The 26,936-nt window shown below is 58.9% G+C and carries 27 protein-coding genes; 5 read left to right on the top strand and 22 right to left on the bottom strand.

Annotated features, from left to right (window positions below; translation table 11 throughout):
- Positions 1–57: 57 nt before the first annotated feature.
- From T9A_RS08815 to topA, 17 genes are all read right to left on the bottom strand, one after another.
- On the bottom strand, positions 58–1,749 hold the full coding sequence (locus tag T9A_RS08815; RefSeq protein ID WP_035247201.1) for a bifunctional helix-turn-helix transcriptional regulator/alpha/beta hydrolase: 1,692 nt from the start codon (positions 1,747–1,749) through the stop codon (positions 58–60).
- 79 nt (positions 1,750–1,828) lie between these two features.
- A complete protein-coding gene (locus T9A_RS08810) occupies positions 1,829–3,547 on the bottom strand; it encodes a potassium channel family protein (RefSeq protein WP_035247198.1) in 1,719 nt (572 codons plus the stop codon).
- Positions 3,548–3,552: 5 nt separating this feature from the next.
- Positions 3,553–3,936, bottom strand: coding sequence for a DUF6394 family protein (locus T9A_RS08805; RefSeq protein WP_035247195.1), 384 nt, complete (start codon positions 3,934–3,936; stop codon positions 3,553–3,555).
- Between the two features lie 166 nt (positions 3,937–4,102).
- Positions 4,103–5,293, bottom strand: coding sequence for a BaiN/RdsA family NAD(P)/FAD-dependent oxidoreductase (locus T9A_RS08800; protein ID WP_035247192.1), 1,191 nt, complete (start codon positions 5,291–5,293; stop codon positions 4,103–4,105).
- A gap of 126 nt (positions 5,294–5,419) precedes the next feature.
- The gene (locus T9A_RS08795; protein ID WP_156964875.1) at positions 5,420–5,683 is read right to left on the bottom strand and encodes a hypothetical protein; all 264 of its coding nucleotides are present in this window, start codon (positions 5,681–5,683) and stop codon (positions 5,420–5,422) included.
- A gap of 153 nt (positions 5,684–5,836) precedes the next feature.
- Positions 5,837–6,805, bottom strand: coding sequence for a cysteine synthase A (cysK, locus tag T9A_RS08790; RefSeq protein ID WP_035247186.1), 969 nt, complete (start codon positions 6,803–6,805; stop codon positions 5,837–5,839).
- A 32-nt stretch (positions 6,806–6,837) separates the two neighbouring features.
- Positions 6,838–7,863 (bottom strand): CNNM domain-containing protein, encoded by a 1,026-nt coding sequence (locus T9A_RS08785; RefSeq protein ID WP_035247182.1) that lies wholly within the window; start codon positions 7,861–7,863, stop codon positions 6,838–6,840.
- Between the two features lie 48 nt (positions 7,864–7,911).
- Entirely contained in the window at positions 7,912–8,652 is a 741-nt protein-coding gene (locus T9A_RS08780; RefSeq protein ID WP_084573446.1) for an S-methyl-5'-thioinosine phosphorylase, read from the bottom strand.
- A gap of 2 nt (positions 8,653–8,654) precedes the next feature.
- A complete protein-coding gene (locus T9A_RS08775) occupies positions 8,655–9,221 on the bottom strand; it encodes a hypoxanthine-guanine phosphoribosyltransferase (protein ID WP_084573445.1) in 567 nt (188 codons plus the stop codon).
- On the bottom strand, positions 9,208–10,365 hold the full coding sequence (locus T9A_RS08770) for a mechanosensitive ion channel family protein (protein WP_035247175.1): 1,158 nt from the start codon (positions 10,363–10,365) through the stop codon (positions 9,208–9,210). Before T9A_RS08770 ends, T9A_RS08775 begins: the two co-directional genes overlap by 14 nt.
- A gap of 8 nt (positions 10,366–10,373) precedes the next feature.
- Positions 10,374–11,387, bottom strand: coding sequence for a beta-N-acetylhexosaminidase (gene nagZ / locus T9A_RS08765; protein WP_232222051.1), 1,014 nt, complete (start codon positions 11,385–11,387; stop codon positions 10,374–10,376).
- 11 nt (positions 11,388–11,398) lie between these two features.
- Positions 11,399–11,869 (bottom strand): L,D-transpeptidase, encoded by a 471-nt coding sequence (locus T9A_RS08760; RefSeq protein ID WP_035247173.1) that lies wholly within the window; start codon positions 11,867–11,869, stop codon positions 11,399–11,401.
- A 127-nt stretch (positions 11,870–11,996) separates the two neighbouring features.
- Complete coding sequence (locus tag T9A_RS08755; RefSeq protein WP_035247170.1) at positions 11,997–12,632, bottom strand: TetR/AcrR family transcriptional regulator; 636 nt, start codon at positions 12,630–12,632, stop codon at positions 11,997–11,999.
- A 280-nt stretch (positions 12,633–12,912) separates the two neighbouring features.
- Positions 12,913–14,196, bottom strand: coding sequence for a hypothetical protein (locus tag T9A_RS08750; RefSeq protein WP_052042720.1), 1,284 nt, complete (start codon positions 14,194–14,196; stop codon positions 12,913–12,915).
- Between the two features lie 2 nt (positions 14,197–14,198).
- Complete coding sequence (locus T9A_RS08745) at positions 14,199–14,987, bottom strand: outer membrane lipoprotein-sorting protein (RefSeq protein ID WP_035247168.1); 789 nt, start codon at positions 14,985–14,987, stop codon at positions 14,199–14,201.
- 274 nt (positions 14,988–15,261) lie between these two features.
- Positions 15,262–15,792 carry a DUF6586 family protein gene (locus T9A_RS08740; protein WP_035247165.1) on the bottom strand — a complete coding sequence of 177 codons (531 nt, stop codon included), beginning with the start codon at positions 15,790–15,792 and terminating at the stop codon, positions 15,262–15,264.
- A gap of 129 nt (positions 15,793–15,921) precedes the next feature.
- The gene (gene topA / locus T9A_RS08735) at positions 15,922–18,672 is read right to left on the bottom strand and encodes a type I DNA topoisomerase (RefSeq protein ID WP_035247162.1); all 2,751 of its coding nucleotides are present in this window, start codon (positions 18,670–18,672) and stop codon (positions 15,922–15,924) included.
- A gap of 271 nt (positions 18,673–18,943) precedes the next feature.
- On the opposite strand from topA, the gene T9A_RS08730 reads away from it, so the two are divergent.
- Positions 18,944–19,390: a universal stress protein gene (locus T9A_RS08730; RefSeq protein WP_035247160.1), complete on the top strand. Its 447-nt coding sequence runs from the start codon at positions 18,944–18,946 to the stop codon at positions 19,388–19,390.
- Between the two features lie 158 nt (positions 19,391–19,548).
- Here the strand turns inward: T9A_RS08730 and T9A_RS08725 are convergent, their stop codons facing one another.
- On the bottom strand, positions 19,549–20,199 hold the full coding sequence (locus tag T9A_RS08725) for a Crp/Fnr family transcriptional regulator (protein ID WP_035247157.1): 651 nt from the start codon (positions 20,197–20,199) through the stop codon (positions 19,549–19,551).
- Between the two features lie 318 nt (positions 20,200–20,517).
- Here T9A_RS08725 and lexA point away from each other — a divergent pair, with 318 nt between their 5' ends.
- Genes lexA through T9A_RS08710 form a run of 3 tightly spaced genes read left to right on the top strand, consistent with a single transcriptional unit; the run spans position 20,518 to position 22,349 of the window.
- Positions 20,518–21,132, top strand: a complete 615-nt coding sequence (gene lexA, locus T9A_RS08720; RefSeq protein ID WP_035247154.1) for a transcriptional repressor LexA — start codon at positions 20,518–20,520, stop codon at positions 21,130–21,132.
- Positions 21,133–21,163: 31 nt separating this feature from the next.
- Positions 21,164–21,580, top strand: a complete 417-nt coding sequence (locus tag T9A_RS08715; protein WP_052042703.1) for a DUF1499 domain-containing protein — start codon at positions 21,164–21,166, stop codon at positions 21,578–21,580.
- Complete coding sequence (locus T9A_RS08710; protein ID WP_052042700.1) at positions 21,528–22,349, top strand: TatD family hydrolase; 822 nt, start codon at positions 21,528–21,530, stop codon at positions 22,347–22,349. The genes T9A_RS08715 and T9A_RS08710 overlap by 53 nt, the downstream gene beginning before the upstream one ends.
- A 105-nt stretch (positions 22,350–22,454) precedes the next feature.
- Here T9A_RS08710 and T9A_RS08705 read toward each other — a convergent pair whose 3' ends face one another.
- The 3 genes from T9A_RS08705 to rlmKL are packed head-to-tail and all read right to left on the bottom strand — an operon-like array spanning position 22,455 to position 25,140.
- A complete protein-coding gene (locus T9A_RS08705; protein ID WP_035247152.1) occupies positions 22,455–22,760 on the bottom strand; it encodes a DUF6482 family protein in 306 nt (101 codons plus the stop codon).
- Between the two features lie 44 nt (positions 22,761–22,804).
- Complete coding sequence (locus T9A_RS08700) at positions 22,805–23,029, bottom strand: glutaredoxin family protein (protein ID WP_035247149.1); 225 nt, start codon at positions 23,027–23,029, stop codon at positions 22,805–22,807.
- The gene (gene rlmKL, locus T9A_RS08695; RefSeq protein WP_035247147.1) at positions 23,029–25,140 is read right to left on the bottom strand and encodes a bifunctional 23S rRNA (guanine(2069)-N(7))-methyltransferase RlmK/23S rRNA (guanine(2445)-N(2))-methyltransferase RlmL; all 2,112 of its coding nucleotides are present in this window, start codon (positions 25,138–25,140) and stop codon (positions 23,029–23,031) included. The genes T9A_RS08700 and rlmKL overlap by 1 nt, the downstream gene beginning before the upstream one ends.
- Positions 25,141–25,392: 252 nt before the next feature.
- Here rlmKL and rmf point away from each other — a divergent pair, with 252 nt between their 5' ends.
- Positions 25,393–25,599, top strand: coding sequence for a BatR family protein (gene rmf / locus T9A_RS08690; protein WP_035247144.1), 207 nt, complete (start codon positions 25,393–25,395; stop codon positions 25,597–25,599).
- A gap of 229 nt (positions 25,600–25,828) precedes the next feature.
- On the opposite strand, the gene T9A_RS08685 is transcribed toward rmf, so the two are convergent.
- The gene (locus tag T9A_RS08685) at positions 25,829–26,839 is read right to left on the bottom strand and encodes a quinone-dependent dihydroorotate dehydrogenase (protein ID WP_035247142.1); all 1,011 of its coding nucleotides are present in this window, start codon (positions 26,837–26,839) and stop codon (positions 25,829–25,831) included.
- Between the last annotated feature and the right edge of the window lie 97 nt (positions 26,840–26,936).

Below are 26,936 nucleotides of genomic sequence, written 5' to 3'. Positions count from 1 at the left end.
GGTAAGGGCGTCTGCTGAAACGCACTGCATCGTCGACAAATTCACGCCTGTTCTGAATCAGTCCAGTTCCAGCAACTCTGTAAGAAACGCCTTCCACATCGGATAGACCATAAAGCGCCCCAGTCCCGGGAAACTGCGAAACGCCACGCCGGGCAAATCACTCGCCAGGCCGCGGGCGCTGCCGATGGAAATAATCCGGTCGTCTTCGCCGTGCCACTGCATGACCGGCACGGTAATCTTGCCCAGGTCCACCTGCCAGGGATGCTGCATGCGTAGATACTCATCAATCATAATGCGGGCACCCTGGAAATGACTGCGACGCATGGATTTGATGGTGCGCTGCAACAGATCCGGATTACCCAGCACAGCCTTGTCTTGATCGCACAACCCTTTTGCAATCATGGCGAAGAATTTTTCTGGCGCCTTCTGCACCCCGCGTATGCCCAACCGCCCTACCAACACAAATAGCCTCGGGTCACGACGGAAAAGACGCAAGAACATGTTGTGCAGCGGGTCCAGCTTGTCCAATTCGAAGTGCTCGATAGGAACAGTGCTGGCCAACAGGCCAAGTCGATCGAAAATGTCCGGGTATAGCGCTGCCGCACAGAGGGCATAGGGGCCTCCCCCACAGTAGGCCGCCATGGGTGGACGATTCAGGTCCAGATGCTCACACAAGGCGAGAATATCCGGGCCAAAATCCCGGAATTCCATACCCGCCTTGTAGGTGGAAATGCCGTAGCCGGGCCGCACGATCATGATCATGCGTAGCCCTTTTTCACGATACCAGCCATCAAAGTAGCCATGATCCGGCATGGCCGCACCCAGGTTGTCCAGGGTGAGTACCGAGCGGCCATTGGGGTCGCCATATTCGTACCAGCTAAGCACTCGACGATCTGGCAGGCTCAGGGTGTATTCCTGTTCCTGCTGGATTTGTGGCAGTTTCGCTGCTTGCACCAGAGCATGGCCCATGGCGTGACTGACCAGCTGTACCTGGCTGTTGGCATTGAGTTTTGCCATAGTGGATTTGAGCTGGGTACGGGCGGTGTGAATGCTGACATTCAGCAGTTTGGCGCTCTGGCTCAGGTTGCCGATTTTGCACAGCAGGTGCAGCAGGCGGGATTCCGCCTGGGAGATATTAAACAGGGAGCGAAGCATCTCCGGGGATGGCGTCACCACGCTATGGCCCGCCAACACCCAGACGATAGTACGCAGCTGGGAAATTGTCCCCGGCGCATCGGATTTCTGCACCGGCAGACATAACAGGGACACCCCGTCCTGGGGAGAACTGATCAAGCGGGTTTCACGGCCCTCAGCCATCCGGTTGATGCGGTCCAGGGCCTGTTTCAATTCCCGATCGGCAAACAGCAGGCTGCCGTCTTCATGCAACTGCACCGGGCCATCCGCCAGCACCAGCCTGGCCACTGGATTGCATTCCAGTACCTGCATGCCATCATCCAGCATCAGCATGGGCCAGGGCATCTGGTTGTACATGGCATTGAGCACCTGGGTACGATCTTCCAGGGCATGCATGTAGGCACTGCTACGCACCGCCCGTTCCAGGTGGTCAATCAGTTGATCCACTTCGCTGGAAGTCTGTCGCGTTGCCAGAGAGCTGCCGGGATCGGCGGATGGCGGCCGGCTATCCGTCCAGCCGGCAATGGTATCCAGCAACTCGACCCAGTCGCCGGGGGACAGCGCTGTTTCGTAGATTTTACCGATCAGCGCATCGTTATTGTTGTCGTCTTCCACTCAGTCTCGCCCATAGTCTGCAGCAACGATCATAGGAAGTGCCGGGAACCACGGCAAGCAGGCAAGCAACTACCGGCGACTATTCCCGCACGTCCACCGGTGCTGCCCGGCGTTTGGCCAGCCAGCGCCAGACCAGGCCATCCGGTCGCTGATGGCCCGTCTGCACGTAACGCAAGGCGTTGAGGTGGCGCAGGCTCCATTGCATCAGATTATTGGCCTTGTCCGTGCCGCAAAACAGCAAGCGGTCACCAGGCTCCAGCTTTTCCGTTTCATCGGGCAGAAGAGTATTGCGGCCATTGCGGCGCAGCATCAGGGGAATGGCATCCAGACAAGTGAGCCGATGACGGGGACTACGACACAGGTTGCCCAGGGTAACCGGCTCCCCCAGACGCAGAGCCAGGGTCACTGCGGGGGTCTCTTCATCGCCTATCTGCACGTGCCAGCTTTCCGGGGTGATCGTGGTCGTGATCCCGGCCATACGCTCCAGCAGTTGCTCATTCCACTCATTACCCTGTTTCTCTGCCTCCTGGAGAAACTCTTTCAACAGAGGCGCATTGAGCACAGACAGGAAACGACTGGCCACCAGAAAGCTGGTTTGCACGGGCAATTCAGGATTAACGGCCTGAAACAACAGGCGGTTATGCAGGCGGTTCTGCAAGGCCACCATGTAAATACTGCTGTTCAATTCGCGCGCCGTCATCATGACTGACAGGTTATCGGCATCATCCGGTGTCGCCACCACCAGGGCCACGGCCTTGTCGATACCCGCTTCACGCAGAGTCACAGCTTCCGTGCCCTTCCCTTCCACGCTGCCAGCAGGCACATCCGGCTGATTCGGGTGTGGCGTCACCACCACCAGATCAATACCCGCCTCCTTGCTGAGCGCCTCGTACACAGCGCGCCCAAAAGGGCCGAAACCACACAGTATCCAGCGACCCTGGGGAGGCATTGGCCGCTCCGGCAAGCCGGCACCGGGCAAGGAGGTGAGCCAATCATACACCCGGTGGGTATCCGGCTGGCGGATGCCCAACAACAGACGACGGGCAAAATCCTGATAGGGATTGACCACCAGATCAGTGCCGAAGGACAACATATTGTTGGCATTTTCTTCGCTACCGGCGCGACAGAACACCTGGCTGTGTTTGTTCAGCAATTTCACCGTAGTGGCGATTTTCAAATTGGTGTGATTGTTGTCGGTCACCGCCAGTACGCCACGGCACAGCGGGTGCTTGAGGCCGGCCTTGACCAGGTTCCCGGGGATTTCCGCATCCACCGTAAAACCCGGCACATACAGCCCCTGATCCTTGATGCGCAGAGAATCAATGGCTTCCGGGTCCTTGTCCACGATGACCACCCGCATGCCTCGACTGAGCAAAGACCGGGTCAGTAGTTTGCCGGTATCACCGTAGCCGCAGATCACATAGAAGGGTTCACGAAAGCGGCGCAGGCTGCGCTGCAATTGCACTCGGCTCAGTTCCTGCCGGAAATTCTTGTCCTGCAGCAGGGAAATAATGATGCCCACGGAATACAGCCAGGAGAACACGGTCAGATAAATACTGACCATGGTCCACATGCGCTGGCCACCGGAAAAATCGTATGGCACCTCACCGAAGCCAATGGTGCTACCGGTGTAGCTGACCACGTAGAAGGCTTCGAAGAAACTCATCCGCCAGGGGTTACCCTGATCATCCACGCCGGGAATCAGAGTGAAACCCACGGTGGCGATGCTGTACGCCACAATCAGCACCACCAGTGGCACACGCATGCGCCGCAGGATCATGGGAACGACAGAGGGCATGGCAATTATCGCTGCAGGGTGATGGTTTCCACCGTCAACAGCACGGCGGATACCAGGTTGGCCAACAGGGCGCCACCTGACAGGGACACAATGGACGCCATTACCGCCGGCGTCAGCCCGACTTCAAGCACATGCACCGCGACCGCCCAGACAATGGCGGCCACGATTAACTGAAGATCTGCCACCAGGGAGGAAGCCAACAACACAGCGCCAATCTGCGTGCGTTCACCGAACTTGAGCACGGTGGCTATCAGGCTGACCACCAGGGCCGCAAACAACTCATAAACGTCATGGTGCTGCGGGTTATCAATCTCCCCGTAGAAGAACCCGAAGTTAAGCGTCAGCGCAAGCAGAATGAAAAAACCAAAAACCACCTTCTCGAGGTTCATCGTGCATCCTTGTTTTGCCCGAGGTGTTGGGGATCATTGTGTCAGGGAATGGACTGGTGGGCTACAGGCTTGCCCCAGGATGACTTACCTACAGAGCCGACCGCGAAATACGGTTTATCCGAAGCCTCCGGCGGTGAGGCCATGCCTCTCAGCGGGCTGGCAAACTCTACAACGCCAACCCCGTGCACCAACCGCTGGCCCAGGCCCACTGGAAGTTGAAGCCACCGAGCTGACCGGTGACATCGAGGACCTCACCAATGAAGTGCAGCCCCGGTACGGTGTTCACTTCAAAGGTCTTGGAAGAGATGGCATCGGTGTCGACCCCGCCCAGGGTAACCTCTGCGGTGCGATAGCCTTCCGTGCCCGAGGGTTTGAATTGCCAGCCCTTGAGGGTGGCTGCCAGACCACTGAGGCGCTCGTTGCTGAACTGCTGCAGGTTGCCCTGCCAGCCAAACCGCTCCACCAGGGCCCCAGCCAGCCGTTGCGAGAAATACTGGCGCAGCCACCGCTCCATGCCACGGTTGGGATGCTGGTTGCGCTCGGCGACCAGATCGGCGAAAGGATGGGCAACACCGGGTAGCCAGTCCACAGTCACCGGCTGGCCCGGTGCCCAGAAACTGGAGACCTGCAACATGGCTGGACCAGACAGGCCCCGGTGGGTGATCAGCATGGGCTCGGCAAAGTGGGTGCCACCGGCCTCTGCCACCACCTCGGTACTGATACCGGACAAAGCGGACAGCCAGGCCTTGTCATCCGGCTGTAGCGTGAACGGTACCAGCCCGGCACGGGTGGGCAGCACACTGAGCCCGAATTGCTCAGCAAGCTGATAGCCGAAGCCCGAGGCCCCCATGGTGGGAATCGACAGCCCCCCGCAGGCCACCACCAGTTTGGCGCAACGAATGACGCCAGCGGAAGTAGTGAGCACAAAGCCCTGCCCCGCCCGCTCCACCCGGCGAATCTGAGTCTTCAGCGAAATCTCCGCACCGGCCCAGTCACACTCGGTGAGCAGGATGCCGAGAATATCCTTGGAAGATTCTGCGCAGAACAGTTGCCCCGCCGCCTTTTCCACATGCTCGATACCATGGCGCTCCACCAGCTCCACGAAGTGCCAGGGGCTGTAACGCTTGAGGGCGGATTTGCAGAAATGGGGGTTGGCGGAAACGAAATGTTCCGGGGTGGTATTCAGATTGGTGAAGTTGCACCGACCACCGCCGGACATGAGGATTTTCTTGCCCGCCTTGTTGGCGTGATCCAGCAACAGTACCCGATGGCCCTGATAGGCAGCCGTGGCAGCACACATCAGTCCAGCCGCTCCGGCGCCGATAACGACGATATCCACTTCTGTACTGACTGCCATGGGGCCCTCCGGTTACCGGCCGCAAGGATAGCGGGGATCAGAGGCTGAGGCCATCGCAGTTGAACGGTGAATGTCGCCGACGGCTGATCCGCCCAAAAAGAGCGTGGGAGGATTCGGGTTTGGTGATTAGCGGATCACGGAGACTTCCGCAGTGGTGGTGTAATTTTCACTGCTGGAGGATACCGTCTGGGCGCCGTTGGCGACCTGAATATCAGTGCGGTAACGACCACTGGCCATCTGTTCGTCGGCGGGTACCAGCCGTGCAGCTGGCTGCTGCTGGCCCAGTGGCGGGCGGTTTTCCACCTCACCGCTACGGCTCACATCACTACTATCTCCATAGCAACCGGCCAGTAAAACCAGACTGCCCAACAACAATATTGGTGCTTTCATGCTTCCCCCAGACCGCTTTGCCAACGGTTTTCTTAACTCAATAATTTGCATTTATACGGCACAGGGCCAGCGCTGTACAGCGCCGGCGGGCAAAGCCCGCCAGCGTTGCGGCTGGCGACCATCGCAGGGTGAAGATCGCCAGCAAGCCGTTCCCTACTGGTTCAGCTCCTGGTCACTGAACATATCCGCAAACAACGGGGAGGTCAGGTAGCGTTCGCCGGAGTCTGGCAGTACCACCACAATGGTCTTGCCCTCGAATTCCGGCAGCTGGCTGATACGGTCCGCCACACACATGGCTGCCCCGCAGGAGATGCCAGCAAGAATGCCCTCTTCCTGCATCAGTTTGTGGGCCCATGCCATGGCGTCTTCGTTGCTCACTTGCTCACAACGATCCACCACAGACAGATCCAGGTTCTTCGGCACAAAGCCGGCACCGATGCCCTGGATCTTGTGCGGGCCATGGGTGGGCTCATCCCCTTTCAGGGCTGCGCTGATCATGGTGGAGGAATCCGGCTCTACGGCAATTGAGGTAATGGCCTTGCCCTTCTGGTTCTTGATGTAGCGCGATACCCCGGTGATAGTGCCACCAGTGCCCACACCACTCACCAGGACGTCAATATCGCCACCGGTCGCATCCCAGATTTCCGGGCCGGTGGTTTTCTCGTGGATTTCCGGGTTGGCCGGGTTGTTGAATTGCTGCAGCATCAGGAACGTGTCCGGATTCTCGCTGACCAGTTCCTCGGCTTTGGCAATAGCTCCAGGCATGCCTTTGGCGCCGGGTGTAAGCACCAGCTTGGCGCCCAGAGCCTTGAGGATTTTACGCCGCTCCAGGCTCATGGTGTCGGGCATGGTCAGGGTCAGGTCGTACCCCCGCGCCGCTGCCACGTAAGCCAGGGCAATACCGGTGTTGCCGCTGGTGGGTTCCACCAGGGTCATGCCGGGTTTCAGTTTGCCGCTCTTTTCCGCGTCCCAGATCATGGAGCTGCCAATACGACATTTCACGCTACCCGCCGGGTTGCGTGATTCCAGCTTGGCGAGAATTTTTCCCTGGCTAATGCGGTTGATTTGCACCAGCGGGGTCTTGCCAATGGTTTCGCTGTTGTCCTTGTAGATCTCGGTCATGGTTGCTTCTCCTCAATCTGGCTTGTTACTTCCTATTGTGGCTTTTCCTGCTTTTTCAACCGCCGGCTCCAGCGCTGGCGGGCATAGAGTCGCAGGTCTGCCACGTGATCGGTTTCGTCCATGATCTCACGGCCGAGAATACTTTCCAGAATATCCTCCAACGTGATCAGCCCTACCCAGGTGCCGTGCTCGTCATAGACCACCGCCATGTGCTGGCGCTGGGCCAACATGGCGTGAAACAGCTTGTCGATCCCCATCCCGGTATGGACCAGAGGCACTTCGTGGGCCAGTACGCTCATGGTCTGCTCCGGGTTGCAGCCCAGCAGGTCAGATTTGTGGATATAGCCTTTGCCCTCGCCCTTCTCCGTCATCACCGGGAAGCGGGAAAAAGGCTGGTCTTTCTCTTTTTCCAGAAATTCGGCCACGGTCATCTCCGGGGTCACCGTGCGACAAACCGTGCGCGGGGTCATGATGGTGCCGACCTTGATGTCGTGCAGGCGCAGGACGTTCTGGATCACCTGGAATTCGTTGTCGTCCAGAGCATCCTGATCCTTGCCCATGTCAGCCAGGGCGCGGATTTCCGCCCGCACGTCCACATCGTGCTCGCCACCACCAATGCGGCTGGTAATCAGCTTGGACAGCCACACAAAGGGCATCAGAGCGATCATGATGAACTGCAGAACCGGCGGCAGCATGGGCGCCAGAGCGCGCCAGTATTTCGCCCCAATGGTCTTGGGGATAATTTCCGACAACACCAGAATGGCCAGGGTCATCACCGCGGAGGCCGCGCCGAGCCAGGCTTCGCCAAACACCACCGCCACCTGGGCGCCGACCCCGGTAGCCCCTACGGTATGGGCGACCGTATTGAGGGTGAGAATGGCGGACAGGGGTTTGTCGATATCGTCCTTGTAGGAACGGAGCGTCTCATAGAGCTTGGGCCGTGTTTCCCGCAGGCCGGCGATGAAACTCGGCGTAATCGACAGTAATGCCGCTTCCAGAATCGAGCAAAGAAAGGAAAAGCCGATGGAGACGGCGGCGAAGATGATCAGCAGGGTCACTGTGCGAAGCTCCTTCCAAAAGCCGCTGCTCGGCAGCGGCCGTGATAATCAGGCGGTGTAGCCACCGGCAAAATCCGTCAACACCCGGCACACATTGGCCATGCCATCGTGAATGACAGCTTCGATTTCCGCCATGGTGATCTCATGGCTGGATTTGCCCGCTGCCGGATTCACCACCAGCGACAGCATGGCATAGGGCAATGCCAACTCCCGGGCCAGCACCGCTTCGGGCATGCCGGTCATACCGACGATGTCGCAACCGTCACGCTCCAGGCGAATGATTTCTGCGGCGGTTTCCAGCCGTGGTCCCTGAGTAGCCGCATAGCAGCCGCCGTCGTTCCATTTCAGCTCCGACGCAGCCAGTTTTTCCTTCAGGCCATTGCGCAAAGCGCTATCGAACGGCCAGCTGAAGTCCACGTGCACCAGCGGCTCCGCCGGGTCGTCGAACAGGGTCATCTCTCGGCCCCAGGTGTAGTCGATAATCTGGTCGGGCAACACCAGGGCGCCGGTGGGGGCCTGGGCAGTGATGCCGCCTACCGCGTTCACCGCCACAATGGCGGTGGCACCCGCCTCTTTCAGGGCCGTCATATTGGCCCGATAGTTCACCTGATGAGGCAGCAGTACATGGGGGTCGCCATGGCGGGCCAGGAACAGCACGTTCTGGCCATCCAGCTCCCCTTCCACTACCGCAGCGGACGGATCGCCAAAGCGGGTGGAAATCGCCTGTCTGCGGATGATGCGCAGATTATCCATGCGCGTAAGACCGGTGCCGCCAATAAACGCCAACATACTCAGTGTTCCTTTACCGCGTAGATCCCCGGCGCATTACGCCAGAAACCCTTGTAGTCCATACCCATGCCGAAAAGATAATAATCCGCCGCGTCCAGGGCCGTGAAGTCGGCTTTCAGGCCCGGCTTTGCCTTGCGGTCATGCTGCTTGTCCACCAGCACACAGGTCTTCACCGAGGCAGCACCCTGAGCCTTGCAGGCGTCGATGATGGACAGCAAGGTGGTACCCACATCAAGAATGTCATCCACAATCAGCACATCCCGCCCGGCCAGGCTGGCATTGGGGGTGACAATCCACTCCACATCGCCGCCACTGGTTTCCCCCAGATAACGACTGGCGTGGAGGTAATCCATCTCCAGCGGAATATCCAGGCGCTTGACCAACTCGGCAGCGAAGATCATCCCCCCGTTCATGACGGTCAGCATCACCGGCACCTTGCCCGAGTAAGCTTCGGTGACCGCGAAGGCCAGCTTGGCGATGGCTTCCTGAACCTGATCGGCAGAATGCAGCTCGATGGCCTCGCGGCGTACCCGCATCAGTTCCTGTTGCAGCTCCTCAGCGATGGACATGCTGTGCGTCCTCAGTGTTGTCGTTTTCCAGACCCGTGGCGGGATGATCGTCGTTGTGGCTGACAAGATGCAGGGTGCGAGTGGGGAAGGCAAACTCCGCCCCGTGCTCGTTGACGATGGCCATGATCTTCATCAGCACATCCTGCTTGATCTCATGGTAACGCACCCACTGGGTGGTCTTGGTGAAGGTGTAGATAAAGAACTCCAGGTGCGACGCGCCATAGCTGTCGAAGTTGACGATCAGGGTACGGCTGTCGGTTTCCAGCTCTTCGTGGTCGATCAGCATCTGTTTCACTTCCGCCACAATGCCCGGCATTTTCTGCCAGTCGTCATAGCGGATACCGATCTTCTCGTTGATACGACGATTAAACATGCGTGACGGGTTTTCCAGCACCACCGTGGTGAACATGGCATTGGGGATATACAACGGACGCTGGTCAAAGGTGCGGATACAGGTCAGCCGCCAGCCGATATGCTCCACGGTACCTTCGATAGAACGGTCCGGTGACCGCACCCAGTCCCCGATCCGAAACGGCTTGTCCAGGTACACCATCATGCCGCCGAAGAAGTTGGCGAGCAGATCCTTGGCGGCAAAGGCCACCGCCATGCCACCGATACCGCCGAAAGCCAGCACCCCCGACACGCTGTAGCCCATGGTCTGCAGGATGATCAGCAAGGAAGTGATGATCACCGACACCCGCAGCAATTTAGCTACCGCCGCGGCGGTGGACTTGTCCATGGGTTTACGCATGCGCGAGGCGTCGATCAGATTTTTCTCCGTGTAGGAGATAAACCGGTTAAGGAACATGGCAATGATGATGATGAAGGCGATCTGACGGACTTTGGGAGCCAGGTCGAACAGTTCATTGGCTTGCTCGGTCACTGCCTGCAGCAGCTCCACGGAGATCGACAAACCAATGACCCAGAACACCAGCCGCAGCGGAATCCGCGCTGCTTCCAGCAGAGCATCGTCCCACAGGGTTTCCGTCTTGTTGATCAACCGGTCAAGCACATCGATGACGCGCATCAGGATGAAGTTCACCGACACCGTACACAGTACGATGATGAACAATTGAGTCAGCCAGATATCCGTGGGGGTCTCCACGTTCGGCCATTGCAGCAGTTGGTTCCAGTCCCAGTTCATGTGAGTCCTTAGCGAGGTTCAGTCAATGCCGCCGCCAGCTCCGTGGCAGCGTGTCGTTTGGTGGTTTCCATGGGGCGACGCGAACGGGCGCGCAGGCCGCTGGCCGGCACCTGGCCGCTGAAGGGAGTGCCGGCAAGGAAATCCAGCACCTGTTCGGCCCCTGTGCGGTTGTTGCAGGCCAGCACCATATCGCAACCGGCTTCCAGCGCCGCCCGGGCCCGCTCCGCATAGCCGCCCACGCCGTGGGCACCGGCCATGGACAGATCATCGGAGAAGATCACGCCGCGAAAACCCATTTGCTCGCGCAAGCGGGTCTGCAGCCAGTAGCGGGAAAAACCGGCGGTCTGGTTTTCTACCGCGCTGTAGATCACGTGGGCAGGCATGATGCCGTCCAGCTTTTGTGCCAGCGCCACAAAAGGTCGCAAGTCAGCCGCTTCGATTTCGGCCAGCGGGCGCGGGTCCACCGGCAACTCCAGATGGGAATCCGCTACCACGTGGCCGTGGCCGGGGAAGTGCTTGCCAGTGGCTGCCATGCCGGCGGCACTCATGCCGTCGATAAAGGCACCGGCCAGGGCGATCATGGCATCCGCATCGCCATGGAAGCTGCGGTCTCCGATTACCGTGCTGGTGCCGTAGTCCAGGTCCAGCACCGGCGCAAAGCTGAGATCAATATCCAGCTCGGTCAGCTCAGAGGCCATCAGCTCACCGACCAGGGAGGCTTCCGCCATCGCTAACTGCGGGGTCTGGTCGTAACGACGCCCCAGGGCGGCCATGGGCGGCAGGCGCACGAACCCGTCACGGAAACGCTGTACGCGCCCCCCTTCCTGGTCTACGGCGATCAGTATCTCTGGCCGTACCGCGCGAATCTGGCGAACCAGCTCAGCAAGCTGCTGCCGGTCCTGGTAGTTACGGGTAAAGAGAATCAGCCCACCGGTACCCGGGTGGCTGAGCAAGTCTTTCTCCACATCGCTGACCTGGAGACCTTCCAGATCGAGCATCAGCAGGGGGGAAACGGATGGCATGGCAATCCTGGTTATTCGGTAATGGTGACAGCGGCGCCCACAGGCACTTGATCGAAGACGCGAATCATATCCGCATTGCGCATGCGTATGCAGCCATGGGAGGCAGGCGTCCCCATGGGCTCACTGTCGGGTGTGCCGTGAATATAAATAAAGCGTCGGAAACTATCCACGTCACCGCCCAGATTGTGGCCGGGTTCCATGCCCCCCAGCCAGAGGATGCGGGTGAGTACCCAATCCCGTTGCGGATGCTCACGGACCCTGGCCGCATCGCAGATCTCTCCAGAGAATTTGCGCCCGCTGAACACCGCACCTTCCGGTAGACCGTCGCCGAAACGGGCCCTTACCAGATGCTGACCCAGCGGCGTGGCTTCGCTGCCCATGGCCTGCCCTGCCCCGTTGCGGGCGGAGGACACGGGAAAACGCTCGGTGCGCTCACCGCGCAGTTCCAGCCATTGTTCAGAGAGGTTGATGATCAGTTCCATACCATCCTTTTGTAGGCGCTATGCTTGAAGGGCGAAAAACCGTTTGGCCGCAGGGATCAGCCAGCTAGAACATTACCTTCGCTACGCTCAGTTCGCCATGCAAGCATAGCTCCTACAGAAAAGCGGGTTATTCCGGTACATCGGCCTGGATGCCTCCGACCAGAAACGGCAGCAGCCGCCGGGTGATATCCGCGGTGCTCACATCCAGGTTGAAATCGGCCTTGCTGATAGCCTGCAGGGACTGCATGCCGGACAGGGTAAAGATCACGGCGCCCAGACTGAATTGAACGCGCCAGAACAATTCCATGGGCGGTACGCTCGGCACCGCTCGCTGTAAGTGCTCCTGCAGGCGTTTAAAGACGGCGCCGTAGTGTGTGTGCAGATAGTCACGCAAGTGCCCCTGAGGCTGACTGTAGGCCTGCCCGGAGAGACGAAAGAAGATGGCGGCGCGCTGCGGGTCTTCCGGGTGGGTGCCCAGGGCCAGACGAAACACGATGCCGAGCACGTTTTCCGGCGTGTCCGGGGTGCCGGTCGCTTCCATTTCATCCAGCTTGGCACCGAGTGCCGCACTGAACGGCGTCAGGAAGCGCTCGAATACCGCCTGTATCAGTGCTTCCTTGGAACCAAAATGGTAGTTCACCGCGGCCAGGTTCACTCCGGCCTTGCTGGTAATAGCACGCAGGCTGGTCTCCGCAAAGCCCTTCTGGGCAAACAATACCTCTGCGGTATCCAGAATCCGGTCTACCGTGCCCGCCTGTGCCATGCGCCCTGCCCTGTGTTCAAAACATACGTTTCAAACATACGTTTGGGTGTGAAGGGGGTCAAGGGGACAGTTGCAAGTTACAAAGCGCGGGCGGGGGCTTGCGCTAAACATTGACCCTCGGCGCCGCGACGCCACTCATAAAACCCAGTTGGCTACCTCACTCGGCCATTCGGATGAATATCTTTTTTCTTTATCCGTGCGGCGCGGCTCTGGCCTGTGTCCGGTGGCACCATAACCAGCCCGCGCTTTTGAACTTTCAACTTTGAACTTTGAACTCTCTTCAGAAGTAATACACCACTTCCGCCTGGATGAAGTCCGAGCGGCTGACCGGGCTCAGGCCCGGATTTTCCGCCCTGCCCTGCAGGGCTGACAGGTACAGTTCCGAGGCGGAGAGAGGTTTCGCAGTATCAGTATAAAAGCGGGCCTCCAGGCTGGCCTTGAGGTTATTGCCGAAGCGGCGGCTGGATTCCAGGTTGATGGCCTTCTCGTCATTCTCCAGATCGTAGATCACACCGGCGAGAATCTCCGTAGACGCCACATCGTTGAAGGTGAATCGGGTCGCCAACAGGACATCATCCTGGAAAGGCGACGCCAGTAACGCATCCCGATCTTCCCACAGGTATTCGAGCAGCCAGCCCAGGTCCGCGGCACTGTCGAGGACGCCCACCTGGGTATATTCGAAGCCGCCATCCAGCGCGGTAAAGCGATCCCCCTGCCCGGAGCGGGTAATGGCTTCCAGCTTCCACAGCCAGCCGTTGTTCAGGTATTGCAGCTCCAGGCCGGTCTGGTCAATCACGTTATACAGCGGTACCAGCTCCGGATCGCTGCCGGCGGGCAAGCTGCCGGTGAGCAGCAGGCTTTGCAACTGCTGGGGGCTGAGCGCTTCCGGAAGCAGTAATGGCTCGCGGCTGGTGCCGGAGAAATGGGAGAGGGCCAGCTCCAAGCCATTATTGAAATACTGCTGGTAGCGGAATGCCACATCCACGCGCTTGTCTTCGGCACCGGATTCGTAACGAGCATGGTCGGACACCGGCAACGGTGTACGCGGTCTGCCCTCTTCCCCGGCGTAGGTACGCTCACGAAAGCCCGGCAGCACGAACAGGTCGACGATACCCCAGTCACGTACCGTGGACAGGTTCAGCATGGGCTGGCCGAGCTTTTCCTCGCCATCCACCTGGTCCACCAGGTCGGTCTGGTTGATGATATCCACCAGGTGACGCCCTTCCGTGACGCCCCAGAACACCTTGCGAATCCCTACCCGGGATTCCCAGCCGCTACCCACGTGAATCCAGGACAGCTCGCGGATATCTGCATGGGTGCGCTCGCTATCGTTTTCGTCAACCCGCGCATAGGGAATAAAGATGAACTGGTCGTCCCGGTTGTTCCACTCGTGGAAGACCTCGCCTTTCAGATACAGGGAACTATTAGTTGAATAGTCCGCCGCCTCGTAAGGAGAAGCCTGGGTGAAATAACGTCCTTCCAGGCCGGTTTCGCCACGAAACTCCCAGCCAGCGGCCAGGCTAGGCAGCACCAGCAATGCCACCAGGGTTTGTCGCAACAGCACGATCAACGGGCCCGTTTCAGGCTGTTCTGGTTGAAGTCCGCTTCGCTCAGACCGGTGTCGTAGCGGTAGTTGCTCCAGAACAAGTCGGTGGCCTTGCCGGTCTGGTGATTGACCATGGCCATCTTGCCGGGCTGCCAGAATTTGTCCTGGTACCGGGCGAAGTCACTCATGGTGAGCGTTTTCAGGTGGCTTTCCTTGCGGTCGTAGTACTCCACTTTCCAGGTCCGATACTCCTTCTGGTCGATCCAGGCGATCTGCTTGGTGTAGCCGGAATTCTCATCGGTGGGATACCGCTCCATGACAAAGCAGGTCAGCTCGCTGCAGGGCTCGTCACGCAGGTATTTGTAGGTGTATTTCTCCACTTCCTGGCCGCGCATGTCCTCAAAGCTGAATTCGCTGCCCATGAAGGGGCCGGACTTGTTGCGCGAGGCGATGGTCTTCACCCGGCGCAGGGCAGGAAGATACAGCCACTGATCATCATCACCAGTCTTGTAACTGTAGGTGAGCAAGGCGGTGCCACGCACATCGCGAGGGGTATCGAAGATGGTCAGGCTCTTGTCACCCTCCTCGCCCGTCCCTTCCAGGGTACTGACCCGCAGCTCCCGCTCCGAGGTATCGCCGCGCTGGGTGATCAGCACCATGCGCATGTCGGCCTGAAAGTCACCAAACCCTTCCCCGCGACGATCCGCTTCACGGGCAATTTCCAGGCCTTTCTCTTCCGGCGTCTGGGCGTGGAGAACAGGAACGGCACAGGCCAGAGCCAGGCCGGCCAGCAGCAGGCGAACTTTCATGGTGAACCTCGGTTTGGTTGTTGTGTTGATCACACCGCTATGGGTAACAGTGTGTTTACCATGATAGGGAGGATAACGGAAAGGGGGATGCTGAAGGGGCCAAAATTAGTTGGCAGTTGATAGTGGACAGTTGATAGCTCGCGTTCAGAGTAATGCTTTAATTTCCAGCGCATTAGGCCGCGCCTAGGGTATGGGCGCGGGCTCATGCGTTAAAGGCGCAGACCGCATTCAATCGCGTAGCTATCAACTGTCCACTATCAACTGACAACTGCCTTCACCACTCTTCCAGATACCCCACACAATGCTCCACCAGCTCGCTGACCCGCTGGATGGCGTTGCTCAGGCGCTCCATGTCGCCTTCTGCCAGGGGGGCATAGCGGTCTTCCGCCATCAGGTTGAGGGCGTTGGCGTCGCTGGGTGGGGTTGGGCGGCGGGCCAGGCCGGCAGCGCCCATGGCGTTCTGCATCTCACCGTCCAGCCAGGCGATCAGGTCTGCGCGGTCGGCCAGTGCCTGGCCGAGGATGGCCATTTCCGGTGCTTCCACTTCAGAGTCACGAAACGCCTGAACCAGGGCGGCCAGGCTGAACAAATGGTCGGCACCAGCTACCTGATAAGTGCTGGCAGACTGGCGAGCCAGACCGACCAGCGCCGAATAAAGATGAAATACCACGGCACCGCGCAGGGCCAGGCGTACCGCAGGCACCGCACCCGCCTGTTCACGGGTGAGCTGGCGCAGCAGGGCCTGAGCAAAGTAGATCCGCTCACGCAGACCACTGACGGCATTTTCTCGGACCATTCGGGACATGAGAAGACTCGCAGATACTATGGGTATAACGGATTAACCTGACCGTAGGAGCTATGCTCGCATGGCGAAAAAACATGGCCGTCGCGAGCCGGTTCGCCATGCAAGCATAGCTCCTACAAATAACGGCGGTCAGGATTTCTTGGTGGCGGCCTTTTTCTTTGCCGGGGCCTTCTTTTTAGCTGCCGCTTTCTTCTTCGCGGCGGCTTTTTTCTTCGCCGGGGCCTTTTTGGTCTGTTCCTCGACCCATTTGCCGTCCCGATAGAAGGCCATCCAGCCAGTGGCTTTGCCGTCGATCTCGCTCATCACGTACTGCTCTTTGGCCTTGCGGCTGTAGCGCAGCACCCCGGGATTGCCGTCCGGGTCTTTCGCTGGCGCCTCGGCCAGGTACTTGTGCTTGGGATCGAGCTGCTCGGCAACACTCTGGATTTCCAGAATCAGCGGTGGCCGGGTTTCCCGGTTTTTCGGGAACTTGCTCGCCGCCATGAACAGGCCGGAAGCACCGTCGCGCAGCAGATAGTGGTCGTCATCGTATTTTTCGCACTTGAGGTGCGGCATGGGAATCGGGTCCGCCCGCGGCGGTGCCGGCTCGCCACTCTTGAGCAGTTTGCGCGTATTTCCGCACTCTTCGTTGGTGCACTTGAAGAACTTACCAAAACGGCCGGTGCGCAACTGCATCTCGTGACTACACTTTTCACACTCCAGCACCGGGCCATCGTAGCCCTTGATGCGGAACTCGCCCTTCTCGATCACGTAGCCGTCACAGTCCGGGTTATTACCGCAGATGTGCAGCTTGCGCTTTTCGTCGATCAGGTAGTTTTCCATGGCCGTGCCGCACTTCTGGCAACGCTTCTTGTTGCGCAGTTCCTTGGCTTCCGCTTCCTCGTCATCGGCATTGACCGACTCGGCTTCTTCGCCCGGCAGCAGATTCAGGGTGGCGGTGCAACGCTCCTTCGGCGGCAAGCTGTAGCCCGAGCAGCCCAGGAAGACCCCGGTGGAACCGGTGCGGATCTGCATGGGACGGCCGCACTTGGGGCAATCAATGTCAGTGTCGGTGGGCAGGTTGGCACGCATACCGCCGATGGCCTGCTTGCCACTACCCTCGCCCTGGGCGGCTTCCAGTTTGCCCACGAAATCGCGATAGAAATCGTCGAGCACATCCTGCCAGTTGCGGCGGCCCTCGGCGATTTCATCCAGGGTTTCTTCCATCCGGGCGGTAAAGCTGTAATCCATCAGATTGGGGAAGCTTTCCGTCAACCGGTCGGTGACGATATCGCCCATCTTTTCCGCATAGAAACGGCGGTTATCCTGGCGCACATAACCACGATCCTGGATGGTGGAGATGATCGCTGCATAGGTTGATGGGCGCCCGATGCCGCGTTTCTCGAGCTCTTTCACCAGGCTGGCCTCAGTGAAGCGTGCCGGCGGTTTGGTGAAATGCTGATCGATGTCCACCTGATTGATGGTCAGTTTGTCGCCTTCTTTCACATCCGGCAGCAGGGTATCTTCCTGGCCCTTGCGCGAGGCCGGCGGCTGGATACGGGTCCAACCGTCGAATTTCATGATGCGACCCTTGGCCTTCAACTCGTAGTCATTGCCGGTGGCGGTGAGCGTGGAGCTCAGGTATTCCGCCGGCGGCATCTGACAGGCAATGAACTGACGGCGAATCAGCTCGTACAGACGCTGGGCATCACGCTCCATATCCTTGAGAGAATCGGAAGTGCGGCGCACATCAGAGGGGCGGATCGCTTCGTGAGCTTCCTGAGCGCCTTCCTTGCTGCTGTAGGACAGCGGCTTCTCGGGCAGGTATTTGTCACCCAGCTTCTCGCCAATCCATTCCCGGCAGGCGGCTACCGCATCACTGCTCAGGTTGGTGGAATCGGTACGCATATAGGTGATATGGCCGGCCTCATAAAGGCGCTGGGCCATCATCATCGTCTTCTTCACCCCGAAACCGAGGCGGGTGCTGGCTGCCTGCTGCAGGGTGGAGGTAATAAAGGGTGCGGAAGGCTTCGACCGGGTGGGTCGCTGCTCGCGCTGGCTGATGGTGAGGGTGCCGGCCTGCTGCAACGCCTGGCGGTGCTGCTCCGCGTCGTCACCATTGTCCGGGCGAAAGTTCACGCCCTTGTGTTTGGCCACTTCCAGACGCAGGGCTTCACCCTGCTCGCTGTGGGTATCGCTGTGCATTTCCCAGAATTCTTCCGGGATGAAGGCACGGATTTCCCGCTCACGCTCCACCACCAGTTCCACGGCGACGGACTGCACCCGGCCGGCGGACAGGCCACGGGCAATCTTTTCCCACAGTAACGGCGAGATCATGAAGCCCACCACCCGGTCCAGGAAGCGGCGAGCCTGCTGGGCTTCCACCCGGCTCAGGTCCAGCTTGCCGGGCTGCTCGAAGGCGGCCTGGATGGCTTTCTTGGTGATTTCGTTGAACACCACCCGGTCAAAGCGGGTATCGTCACCACCGATCACTTCCCGCAGGTGCCAGGCAATCGCCTCCCCTTCGCGGTCCAAATCCGTTGCGAGATAGATGCGGTCGGCTTTCGCGGCAAGACGTTTGAGTTCATCAATCACCTTTTCCTTGCCGGGAAGAATCTCGTAATGGGCCTTCCAGCCATGTTCCGGGTCCACGCCCATACGGTTGATCAACTGGGCCTTGGCCTTCTTCTTTTTATAGGCTTCGCGCTCCTCCTTGGGCAGGGAGCGGGTGTAGGCCGCTTCCTTGGCGCGTTCCTGAGGGGTGCTCTTCTTGGAGCCACCACTGACCGGCAGATCGCGTACGTGGCCGACGCTGGACTTCACTACGAAGTCGTCGCCCAGGTAGCGGTTGATGGTCTTGGCCTTGGCAGGCGACTCCACAATAACAAGAGTTTTTCCCATTCTCAGGTTCTCAATGGCGGCGGTTTGTTGAACAGAGCGCACCGACTACAGTGCCCCGATATGGCGGTCACACAGGCGGCGCCAGTCTTCTTCGGGCGCTATTTAGACAGCGCCGGTATGGCCGGGTCAAGCTCTGCTGTCACCGACCGTCCTTTTTTAGTAGTAGACCAGAGAGAGGGTCTTGGGCAACCCTCCCAGTGAGAAACAGGTTCTGGCAAGCCGCCCAAAGAGCGTTATACTGCGGAAAAGACACCATTTCAGGGAGAGAACCGTGACAAGCCCCTATCGCCGAATTCTGGTCGCCATTGATTGCAGTGACGAGTCTGCCCAGGTGCTATCCCGGGCGGCCGGGGTGCTCTCCGGCAACGACGGAGAGTTGCATCTGATCCATGTGATCGAGCCACTGGCACTGGCCTATGGCGCCGATGTGCCCATGGATGTGACCGACCTGCAAAGCGGGCTAATGACACAGGCCCGGGAAACCGCCGACACCTATGCCGGCCGCTACCAGATACCCGCCGATAATGTCCATGTGGAGCTGGGTTCCATCGAGAAGACCATCCTCGATCAGGCCGACAAACTGGACGCCGACCTGATCGTGGTAGGCAGCCACACCCGCAGCGGCCTGGCCCTGCTACTGGGCTCAACTGCCCGCGGCCTGGTACCGGGGGCGCATTGTGATGTGCTGGCGGTTAAGGTCGATCAGAAAGGCAGTTAATAGTTAACAGTGAATAGCTAATAGCTAATAGCTAATAGCGCGCGTGCCGGCGCATCCCTGACTGAAACGTAAGAGGCCGCGTCCATCCCCTGGACGCGGCCTCTTACGTTCACAAAACAGAAAACCTGTTCCGCGAAACTGTTAACTATTCACTGCCTTCAAGTGAGCTGCAACGCCCCTGTCCCTTCCGGCCCTTCCTCGTTCCAGCGACATAGCAGCTCCGCCAGTCCCTGGGCCTGAACCTTGAGGGCGGCCAGTTCTTCCCGGGTGCCTTTTTCTCCATGAAACACCGGTAGCTTGCGCATGGACTGGACCAGCTCATGGTCCGGCGACTGCATACGTTTGACTTCCAGGGTCCAGCGGATGTGGTGAACGATCATGTGGAAGAACGCCAGCCGGGTACTCAATGAATAAGGGCTGTCATCCTCGTTGAATTCATTGAAATCCAGGCTCACCAATACCGCTTCGCGGGCCGTCTCTGACACCTTGATCGTGGCGCTGCGGGGAGTACCGAGCAACATGGAAAGAGTGCCAAAAACCTCCCCCGGCGATACGTAATAAAGCGGCGCGTCTCCAGTCGTATCAGATAGCACCTCAAGCTGCCCTCGCAGCAGGAAATACAGGGTGGAATCCACATCCCCGGCACGAATCACAGTGTCACCGGAACCGGCTACCCAAAGGCCGGTATTCTGCTCAAGCTGGGCAAATTCGCTTTGATCATCACGGGCAATTTCATTGAAAAACGGGACACCGGATAACAGCTGCCGGATCCGTTGTTGGCCGAAGTCATTATTATTGGCCTGCTCCATCTACTATCCCCAGGTCTGATGGAATTATTATCGAAGCTTCCGCCTGCCGGGCGAATCAACACAAAGACCCGCAACCATTCAGATGCTCCCTGCAATATGCTAGTGCCACCGCTACCACAGGGCAACGATATCCTCCCGAAACTGGTAAAATTCAGCCCGCCACAACTGTTCAAATAGCACTGTTCATATTATCAGTACCTATGCTAGCATCGGTTTTGTAGCACTGTTTGTCAGCCTTGGCTGACAGCCTGGTTAGCCAGAAGCGTCGATGACGCCCGGGTATGGAACCGAAATCCTGCGGGAAACATGGAGAAGGTTATGAGCAGCAAACTCACCGATCGCCAGCAACAGGTGCTGGACTGTATCCGCGAATGCATCGCCGATACCGGTATGGCACCCACTCGCGCGGAAATTGCCGACATCATGGGCTTTCAGTCCAAGAATGCCGCCTCTGACCATTTGCGAGCCCTGGAAAGAAAGGGCTTTATCAAACTCCACAGTGACCGCTCCCGTGGCATTCAATTGCTCGACAACGCCTACTGGTCGGAAGAAGAACTGCCGATAGTCGGCAAAGTGGCCGCCGGGGTTCCCATCGAGGCCATCGAAAATGTGGAACGTACCGTGCCGGTGCCCCAGGGGCTGTTCAAGCAACGCCCCACTTACCTCTTGAAGGTACAGGGCGACAGTATGATCGAGGCAGGCATCTTCGATGGCGACCTGATCGCCGTACGCAAATCCAACGTGGCCCGTTCCGGTGAGATCGTGGTTGCCCGCATTGACGAAGAAGTCACGGTAAAGACCCTAAAGTTAAACAAGTCCAGCGCCACCCTGTTACCGGCTAACGAGGCTTATGAGCCGATCAAGGTGCCGGCTGATCAACTGATCATCGAGGGTATTTTCGTGGGGTTGATCCGTGATCCGAATTCTTTCTAGTGCCATTCTGCTATTTATGAGTGTTGCCGCCATGTCCGATACGCATCTGCTCGCCCCCTGCCCGGATTCGCCCAACTGCGTCTCCAGCCTGGCCAAAGACGAAGATCGCCGGGTGGCGCCTCTGCAGGTAGCAGAAACTCGCCAGGCCAGCATGACTCGCCTACAGGCCCTGCTGCGGCAACTTGACCGCGTCGAGTTCGATGTGGTCGGCCAGTCCCGTATCCAGGCCCGCTTCTCCAGCCGACTGCTGCGTTTCGTGGATGATGTGACATTCTATATTCGTGAAGACGGCGTGGTAGAGGTACGCTCCGCATCACGGGTCGGCTACTGGGATTTAGGTGCCAACCGTCGTCGGGTAGAATCCCTGCGCGAACAACTGGCGGAGCAGGCCCCTGATGCAAGAACCTCACACTACTCACTTCAAGACCGACATTCCCCATTGGGCTGATATCGGCGTTAATCTGACCGACAAGCAGTTCCGCGATGATCAGGATGAGGTACTTGAGCGGGCCCGTTCTGCCGGGGTGAACTGGCAACTTCTCACCGGCACTAATGTGGACGAATCCCGCCAGGCCATGGAGCTGGCCAGCCAGCACGATGATCTGTTTTCCACCGCTGGCCTTCACCCTCATAGCGCCCGCTTCTATTCCCCGGCCCTGGAAAAGGAGATGCGGGAACTGTTAAGCCACCACAGCGTAAAAGCCGCCGGCGAAATGGGCCTGGATTTCAATCGTGACTTTTCCCCACGCCCGGATCAGGAACGTGCCTTCGAGGCCCAGCTGGCCCTGGCAGTGGAATACCAGCTTCCGGTGTTTCTCCACGAGCGCGATGCCCACGAACGCTTCGCGCCCATTTTGAAAGCCTACCGGGATCACCTTGTCGGTGCGGTCGTGCACTGCTTTACCGGATCACGCCAGGCGCTTTTTGATTATCTGGATCTGGATTGCCACATTGGCATCACCGGCTGGGTGTGCGATGAGCGCCGCGGCAAGCCGCTGGCGGAATTGGTACACAACATCCCCGATAACCGGCTGCTGCTGGAAACCGACGCGCCCTATCTGCTACCCCGGGATCTGCCGGAAGCGCCCCCGAAAAAGCGGCGCAACGAGCCTTCATTGTTACCCTGGATAGGTAAGCGGGTGGCGAGTTTACGGGGACAAGATGTGGCCCGGGTGGCGGGTATGACGAGTGATAATGCGCGGGTGCTGTTCAGATAACCGAAACCCGAAACCGTTGGAGCTTTGCTCACAAAGCGAAATCTCTCTTGAGCAGGTAATGGCACCAGGCTCAAGCCTTCCCCTTGCGAGCAAGACTCCAACAGGTCAGGCTTGGCTTCGCCAGTGAAAGCGCACACGAAGCGGAGGGATCACCTCCCCTTCCGGCTGACCGACCATTTCCGCATGGGCAGAATGATGGAGCAAATGTGCGGAGTCGGTAGACAGGGTCTGAAGCTGGTTATTGGCGTGCTCGGGGCCATTGAAGCGCATGATTTTACCGCTGTCGTCGGTCACCCAGTACCAGGTATCCGCGAAGCGGACTTTGACGGTGCACACGGACAGGCAGGCCGAGAAAATCTCGACTTCATCGGCCTTGCGCTTGTGCAGTTTTTTGGGGCTGATCGTTTCCATAACAGCAATGATGATCTTGCCGCTGTGAAGCCCGCATCAATCACTCAGCCTGCCAGAAACTGCTGCACATCCAGTAGACCGAATGGCCAACCCAGCTCCCGCCCCTCTTTCATCAGCACGGGAATGCGTTCGCCATAGCGGGCCAGCAGCTCATCGTCCTCGGCCACATCAACCAGTGTCAGCGTAAGGTCCGGTGACACCATGGCGACCAGTTCACAGGCCTGTTCACAGAGGTGACAGCCCACCGTGGTATAAAGCACTACGCTCATCAGTCCTCCACATGCCGAATGGCATAGCAGACATGAATCTTGTCATTGCGGCGAAAATCTTCCGGGATGCTCCAGCGGGAAATATCTTCTACCTGATACCATTTGCTGATACTCGGGTCGAGCTGGAAACGCCGGTAGTTGCAGGAAAAATACAGTACCCCGCCCGGCTCCAGCCGACGCATGATCTTGCGGATCAACTCCCCATGGTGCTCTTCCACCACGAAGTCACTGCGCGACTTATTGTTGGAAAAGGTCGGAGGATCACAGAACACCAGATCGAACTGTTCCTGGCATTCGTCCAGCCAGCGCATGGTATCGGCGCGCACCAGCTCATGCTGCTCGGTGGAGAAGCCGTTGGCGGCCAGATTGCAGGCTGCCCATTCCAGATAGCGCTTGGAAGCATCCACGGTAACAGTGCGCTTGGCGCCGCCAACAGCCGCATGCACGGTGGCCGAGCCGGTGTAGGCAAACAGGTTGAGGAAGCGCTTGCCGCTGGCTTCCTCGGCAATTTTCAGCCGCGTGGGACGGTGATCGAGGAACAGACCCGTGTCCAGATAGTCCTGCAGGTTGATGAGCAGCTGAGCCTGGCCTTCTCGCACCAACCGGTAACGCCCCTGGCCATCCAGCTTTTGGTACTGCTGATTGCCTTTCTGACGCTCCCGGGTTCGCAGGTGCACCTGTTCGCGATGTACACCCAGGGCCGCGCGAACAGCGGTCACTGCCAGATCCCGTCGCTGTTTGGCCTTCTCCGGGTCCACGGTTTTCGGCGCCTTGAATTCCTGCACCAGTACCTGATCGCCATAGATATCCACGGCCACATTGAACTCGGGCAGATCCCGATCGTAGAGGCGATAGCACTGGATATCTTCGCGTTCCAGCCAGCGGCGCAGGTGTTTGCCATTCTTGCGCAGGCGGTTCACCAGCGGCTGGGCCCCTTCCGGCACCTCGAAGGCGGATGACTCAGCAATCGTCACCACCTCCACTTGCGCTGGCTGGCGAGAGTGGTACAGACGAATGAAGTTATTGAACGGCCCGTTCTTCAGTCGCCACTGGCTCTGCAGATCCATACCGGAGCGATCCATCACTTCCGCGTCGGCGCCCAACAACACCGCTTGCCAGTTCGGCGCCAGTTTGGCCAGCAACCGGCCCAGGGCGAAATGCAGCCAGCCAGCTTGTTGCTGCTCATCCAGACGCTCGCCCCAGGGCGGGTTAGCTACTAACAGGCCCTGATCGGCAAAATCCCGGGAACGCAGGGCGCCCAGTTCCCGACGTTCAAAATGAATGGCCTGACGAACCCCCGCCCGCTCGGCATTCTGCTGGGCCAGCTGGATAGCCCGGCCGTCCACGTCGAATCCCTTCAGGGACATCTCAGGAAGCGGCTGGCGGGCGCTTTCGGCGGCCTCCTCCATGGCATCCTGCCAGAGCTGACGGCGACACGCCCGCCACTGCTGGAAACCATAATGCTGGCGCTGGGCACCCGCTGCCCAGCCGGCGGCGATCTGCGCGGCTTCTATCAACAGGGTGCCGGAGCCGCAAAACGGGTCCATTAACACTGCCGGATGATTGCCCTGGCGCCAGCCGGCGGCCCACAGCATGGCTGCGCCAAGAGTTTCGCGAAGCGGCGCCCGACCACCGGCCAACCGGTAACCACGCCGATGCAAGGGATCGCCGGCCAGATCCAGCCACAGATGGGCTTCATTGGGATCCAGCCGGGCACGGATACAGCAACTGCCACGGGCATCCCGGGATACCGTGAATTGTGGTGGCAGGGCCTGAATAAAGCGCTTGGTGCTGATGCGGTTATCACCACGAACACCCGGTCCGTGCTCAAGATGGATATGCAGCGGCGCATCATTGCCCACCAGAGACAGCCAGTCCTGGCTGGCAGCCAGCTTTTCCGGTGCGATATCCGGGGTGACCCCGAGGGTCGCCAGGGACAACAGCACCCGTTCCGCCAGCCGCGACCACAGGCAGACCCGAAGTGCATCCGCGGTACCGCCGGTAAATGCCACATGGGCACGACCGGTTTCTGTTACCGATATGCCCAGTGACGACAGTTCATCGGCCAGCAACTCGGCGATACCGGGCATGCTGGTGGCCACAAATTCCATTACTGATACCTCGTAAGTGACTGTTTTATGCGTAACGGTAAAATTAACTATTTAACTTTCAATGCGTTACACAAATCGTCGTCAAGCTGTCCTTTATACGTCATATGCTTAACAGGCACGAACCATATTGCTACATGATATTCGACACTACCCCAGCGCTTTCCCATACTGAATGAGTCGACCCCAATAACTGGCCTTGTTCTCTGCCAGGGGTCATTTTCACTACCGCTATCTGTGAAAGGGAAAGCGTCTATGAAGCGACAAAAAAGAAACAAAGACGACCGCGCCTACAGCCGGGGATACAACGCCGGCCTGGATGGAAAATCTCGTGAGGAATGCCCGTTTGGCGCCCTCAGTGCACGCACCAACTGGATGGGCGGCTGGCGCGAAGGTCGCACCGATTTCGCACATGGGATGCTGGGGGTATCCAGCATTCAGAACCTGAAAAATATCGGCTAACACCTTAAACCCGTTCAACACCCCGCCGGCGCATCAAGCGCCGACTCACAGGGCCCCTCCCGGGCCCTTTTTAATTTCCAGCTTCTAGCTTTGATCGTCCTTCGGACGATGTCGTGCTTCGCACGGTTCGCCATGCAAGCATGGGCTCCTACAGCGGCTTCGTAAGAAATCACGAAGGCTCGGAACTTTCCAGACCTTCCCTATCCAAGCAGCATAGCTCTTAGCTTAGTTAGATAGCTTTGGGCCAGGCGCGGGCGATATCGCCGATCAAGCCCGGCCCCTGATAGATCAAGCCGCTGTAAATCTGTACCAGGTCGGCGCCCAGCTGCTGCTTCTCCAGCGCGTCCGCGGCACTATTGATACCCCCTACCCCGATTATCGGGATTCGCCCTTTCAGGGTCTGGCTCATTGTAGCCAGTGCCTGGTTGGCAATGGGTTTCAGGGGGGCACCGCTAAGGCCACCCTGCTCATCGAACTTGGGGAGCCCCTGTACCCCTTCGCGAGACAGGGTGGTGTTACCCACACAAACACCGTCGATGCCGTGCTGCACAAACGCTTCGCCCATGGCCTGCAGCTCTTCTTCACTGTTGTCCGGAGCAATCTTGATTACCAACGGTACCCGACGACGATGCTGCGCATCCAGACGGGTCTGAGCTTCGCGCAAGGTGCCAAGCAATGCATTCAGCGCGTCGCCGTGCTGGAGGCTACGCAGGCCGGGAGTATTCGGTGAGGAGACATTCACCACCAGGTAGGACCCATAGGCGTGGACTTTCTGCTGACAGCTCAGGTAATCCTGAACCGCGTCTTCCACCGGGGTGTCCTTGTTCTTGCCGATATTGATACCCAGCACGCCCTTGTAGCGGCTCTGTTTAACCGCACCGACCAGATAGTCCACCCCCAGATTGTTGAACCCCATGCGGTTGATCAGCGCCTCGGCGCTGGGCAGACGGAACAGGCGGGGCTGGGGGTTACCCGGCTGCGGACGCGGGGTTACCGTGCCCACCTCGATAAAACCGAAACCCAGATCCGCCAGACCATCTATGCAGTCACCGTTCTTGTCCAGGCCCGCTGCCAGGCCCACCGGATTGGGGAATTCAATGCCCATCACTTCCCGCGGGGATGCCGGCACACTGCCTGGCCACAGTTTGCCCGCCCGCTTGCGCAGCATGGCCAGAGTCAGCTCATGGGCATGTTCTTCAGACAAGGAAAACAGCAGAGGGCGAGCAAGGGAGTACAGCATGGGACAACCCGGATTGTGATAATGGCCGGCATTATAGCCAAGCTACCCCGTCACTTCGATGTTTTGTGTCGGACAGCCTGGGGTAGTACGAGCTCGC

This window comes from Alcanivorax jadensis T9, assembly GCF_000756655.1.
In the GTDB taxonomy this organism is placed as follows: Bacteria; Pseudomonadota; Gammaproteobacteria; order Pseudomonadales; family Alcanivoracaceae; genus Alcanivorax; species Alcanivorax jadensis.
This window is presented reverse-complemented; position numbering and strand designations above follow the sequence as displayed.